Genomic DNA, 2,380 nt, shown 5'->3' on the forward strand with positions numbered 1-2,380 from the left:
TAAATATTGGAAGAAAGGTAGTCGGAGAGGCCGCCTTTAGCGGGAATCCGATAGAGAGGTTCGTAGTTAACCCAGTACGGGTCAAAGCGTACAAAGCTAATTCTAGATGCAATATTTGCGTACAGAATTAGTAACTATAGAGTTTTATCTCCAGAAAACGGGTTTCTCAAAGAAACCCGTTTTCTCAGTTCCAATGGCGCTTAAACTAATTGTAATCCAACTAATTCCATAATTAAGGCGATCTGCCAAAAGTTCAGAAAAGGGGTTTCTCAAAGAAACCCCTTTTCTTCCGTTTTCTCAGTTCCAATGGCGCTTAAGTGCCGCTGCCGTTCCCAGTAAGCCTAGGGCCAGCAAACCTAAGACAGAACTTGATTCAGGAACAGGAACAGGAACAGTCTGGGCAAAGCGAACTTCAGAGAGACCAATAGGCCCTGGTGCTGTCCAACCAACGAACCAATTGTTTGCTACATCAATTCTAGCATATTGGGCTTGAATCAAAGGGAAGGAAAAAAGTGTGGCAGGTATGTTGTTCGAAGTGCCTTCGGGAAGTGTTAGGGTTCCTGATACATAAACTGGACTGCTAAAGTCGGAGTTATTGGAGAGAATTAGTGTGAAATCCTTGATTCCGCGATCAGTAGCTGTGGTATTAAAAGCGTTGTAATTCCACAAAGCCAAGGTATCTAAGAACACAGAACTGCCAAAATTAAAATCAAGATTGACATCAGCAGGAGTCGTCCCGATTTCTAAACGTACTCCCCAGAAATTAGACAAATCGGTACCTCCGACGTGCTGTTGCTGCAAAGCGTTTCCAGGTCCAGTCAACCCATTGCCGTTGGCAGTGTTGACTAAGGCTCCAACGGTGGGAGTAGCAGAGCCTGCATTAAGCGTTAAGGTTGGAGTCGGATTGTAGATGATCGGCAGCGCTTGGACGGGGAGGACAGTCAGTACAGCGATCGCGCTAACTGTGCCAGCGAAGACAACACCAGCCAGAGAGAGAGATTTGAAGGTAGTTGTAAAATTCATGGGCAATTTTGGGCAAATTCCACCAGCATCTTACCCCCCCCCCGATTTTGTCAAATATCGCTTTTTTATCGATTGCATAGATGTATAGAGTTTTATCTCCAGAAAACGGGTTTCTCAAAGAAACCCGTTTTCTCAGTTGATGAAATAAGCTAAAATCGAATCAACTCGTTGCCCTCGCCTTATGTTTTCTATCCAAACTACCTACACTCAAGCTCAAGAAAATTTAGCGAGCCTTCTGGATCGACTGGAAAGCGAGAATAGTATGGCGATTATTACTCGCCCTGGTCATAAAGATATGGCACTATTAAGCGCAGAGGAATTAACTGGCTTATTAGAAACCGTTTATCTTTTGCGATCGCCTGCGAATGCTCGAAAGTTATTGGCAGCACTGGAACGTTCAATGGAGAGGGACGTTCAAACAATACCGGGACAGACAGTTACAGAACTTTGTCAGGAGTTAGGAATTGAACGCCAAGAGTAGGGCAATTGTCTTTGACAGTCAATTTCGAGAAGATTTAAGATGGTGGTACAAAACAGATAAAAAAATCGCCTTTCGCCTACTCGATCTCGTAGAATCTGTCACCGCCGATCCCTTTACTGGAATAGGCAAACCAGAACCCATAAAGTATCTTGAAGCTAATACCTGGTCACGCCGAATTACCACAGAACACCGTCTAGTCTATCGAGTCAAAGATGACCGCATCGAGTTTTTAGCAGCACGATATCACTATACTTAAACAGCTTATGTATTCCAGAAAACGGGTTTCTCAAAGAAACCCGTTTTCTTCTCAAAGAAACCCCTTTTCTATGACACGGATTGGGGAACTAATTAAGCTTTGTCGCTGTCTTGCTTTGGCGTTAACTGGCGTTTAACCAATGCACCCAAGCCTAACAATCCTAAACCTAATACAGTACTCGGTTCAGGAACGGTGTTGACAGTGACGAATTCAGTGGTAGTATCGAGCGCACCGGCGAATGTCCCGACGTTGGCGCCAGGAAATTGCGGACCAGAATAGACGGTAGTTCCACCTGACGCGCCGTAGAAAGTTGCGCTATCGTTGGAAGCTATCCCGTCAAAAAAGAAAAAGTTGCCGATATCGCTGCCCAGTACATAAACTAACCCGTAGAAGTCAGGCAGCCCGTGGGAGAAGGCGGGGACGAGGGAGTTGCCAGAGAATGACATCATGTAGTCGGTGACTTCACCACTGAAGGAGTCATTGACATCCTCGCCGCCGTAAAACGGACGGCGATTCCTCACCACGCCACTTTTTTAGGGTGGTCGCTGAATGGGGTTGACGCTTCACCGAAAAACGCTTAATTGCTTAAGTCTGACTCTTTCTCAACGTCCGTTTTGAGT

4 protein-coding genes are annotated in these 2,380 nt (G+C 45.5%); 2 read left to right on the forward strand and 2 right to left on the reverse strand.

What is annotated here, in order from left to right:
* Positions 1-297: 297 nt before the first annotated feature.
* Positions 298-1,023: a PEP-CTERM sorting domain-containing protein gene (locus O9290_RS07195; RefSeq protein WP_002763658.1), complete on the reverse strand. Its 726-nt coding sequence runs from the start codon at positions 1,021-1,023 to the stop codon at positions 298-300.
* Between the two features lie 181 nt (positions 1,024-1,204).
* Here O9290_RS07195 and O9290_RS07200 point away from each other — a divergent pair, with 181 nt between their 5' ends.
* Both O9290_RS07200 and O9290_RS07205 read left to right on the forward strand, forming a co-directional pair.
* Positions 1,205-1,504, forward strand: a complete 300-nt coding sequence (locus tag O9290_RS07200) for a type II toxin-antitoxin system Phd/YefM family antitoxin (RefSeq protein WP_002763657.1) — start codon at positions 1,205-1,207, stop codon at positions 1,502-1,504.
* Positions 1,488-1,760 carry a Txe/YoeB family addiction module toxin gene (locus O9290_RS07205; protein WP_002763656.1) on the forward strand — a complete coding sequence of 91 codons (273 nt, stop codon included), beginning with the start codon at positions 1,488-1,490 and terminating at the stop codon, positions 1,758-1,760. The genes O9290_RS07200 and O9290_RS07205 overlap by 17 nt, the downstream gene beginning before the upstream one ends.
* A gap of 92 nt (positions 1,761-1,852) precedes the next feature.
* Here the strand turns inward: O9290_RS07205 and O9290_RS07210 are convergent, their stop codons facing one another.
* Positions 1,853-2,284: a PEP-CTERM sorting domain-containing protein gene (locus O9290_RS07210; RefSeq protein WP_288056381.1), complete on the reverse strand. Its 432-nt coding sequence runs from the start codon at positions 2,282-2,284 to the stop codon at positions 1,853-1,855.
* Positions 2,285-2,380 lie beyond the last annotated feature (96 nt).

This window comes from Microcystis sp. LE19-41.2A (genome assembly GCF_027530405.1).
GTDB classification, from domain to species: domain Bacteria; phylum Cyanobacteriota; class Cyanobacteriia; order Cyanobacteriales; family Microcystaceae; genus Microcystis; species Microcystis aeruginosa.

Coding starts and splice junctions, on each gene's coding strand:
- O9290_RS07200 (WP_002763657.1), top strand. CDS start 1,205: ATGTTTTCTATCCAAACTACCTACACTCAAGCTCAAGAAAATTTAGCG.
- O9290_RS07195 (WP_002763658.1), bottom strand. CDS start 1,023: ATGAATTTTACAACTACCTTCAAATCTCTCTCTCTGGCTGGTGTTGTC.